1 protein-coding gene and 1 pseudogene are annotated in these 1105 nt (G+C 37.4%); both read left to right on the plus strand.

Annotation, left to right across the window (positions count from 1 at the left end):
• Positions 1 to 524: pseudogene (locus NFS18_RS19310) on the plus strand (phage minor capsid protein); the annotation flags it as partial.
• Positions 517 to 783 carry a hypothetical protein gene (locus NFS18_RS19315; RefSeq protein WP_251393194.1) on the plus strand — a complete coding sequence of 89 codons (267 nt, stop codon included), beginning with the start codon at positions 517 to 519 and terminating at the stop codon, positions 781 to 783. The pseudogene NFS18_RS19310 and the gene NFS18_RS19315, both read left to right, overlap by 8 nt.
• Positions 784 to 1105: the final 322 nt, after the last annotated feature.

Here is a 1105-nt window from a genome sequence, read left to right on the forward strand (position 1 = left end):
GAAAAATAGCTACAAATTCCAAGAAACAGAACGCGCAGTATACAGCAGAAATGATTCGGAATGCGGACAGGGATTCCAGACAGTATTACCGTTATAAAAATATCCTTGGAGTTGATGCCGGCAGTCTTGCTGATTTCCGCCAGATGAAGTATAATGAACCTAAGAAGTTCAGTGCTTTGCAAAAGAAAGTCGATACATATTCTGAAATTGATAAGAAGGAATGGTCTTCGGAATTTAAGCAGAAGTCGAAAGCAGCTTACGCAAGGTTTGAAAAAGAGGGTATATATTTATCTGTTCATGCATTGAGTCGACTTCCAAGATTAAACAAATCAGGTTATCCGAACGTAGAAGAGAAGGATGTTTTGGAAGTAATAAAGAAAAAACCTAATTACTTAGAAGGTGAAGATAAATTAATTTTCTTTGATAAGGAACGTCAGTTGGCAGTAGCAAAAAATAAAAATACAAATGATATAGTTTCAATCATAAGGCGAAAGAATCAGAAGGAGGTATGGAAAAATGTTTGAAAAGATAATGAATTACATCAAGGACTTTTTAGAAAATACACCGAATGATATTTATGAGTTTTCCATTATTTTAGAGGATGCTTTAGTAGATGATTATGATGAAATGCACAATGAACAGCCAAGAGCAACTGAAATTCTTGCAGATGAAACCCCAGACATTTGTGCTTCAGCGGAACCGGGTATGAAACCCGAAGAAATTGAGGATTTTAAAAGAAAATTGAAGATCGAATACGATAGAGCTATGAAAGCCGTTGTATAGATACCACCCATTCTTTCGGGAATGAGTGGTATTTTTATACTCATTTATAATAAAGGAGGGTTGTTGTGGAACTTTTCAAGAAGGATGTAGGAAAGGTAGTGATCCAAACATCTCCCATTGAGACGCAGGGTTATGCGTCTTATTTTATTGTCTTTTTCCGGCAGACGTAAAAGAACGGAAGAAAGGAGAGCATAACATGAAAGCAGAATTTTTAAAAGGGCTTGGATTGGAACAGGAGACCATTGATAAGATCATGGCGGAGAATGGAAAGGATGTTGCCGCAGAGCAGGCAAAGACAGCGAAAGCGGTAAGCGAGCGCGAT

It is taken from the genome of Mediterraneibacter agrestimuris, from assembly GCF_943193195.1.
GTDB lineage: Bacteria > Bacillota > Clostridia > Lachnospirales > Lachnospiraceae > Schaedlerella > Schaedlerella agrestimuris.

What these genes read in the sequence shown, in the direction of transcription:
- NFS18_RS19315 (WP_251393194.1), top strand. Translation starts at nt 517, where the DNA reads ATGTTTGAAAAGATAATGAATTACATCAAGGACTTTTTAGAAAATACA.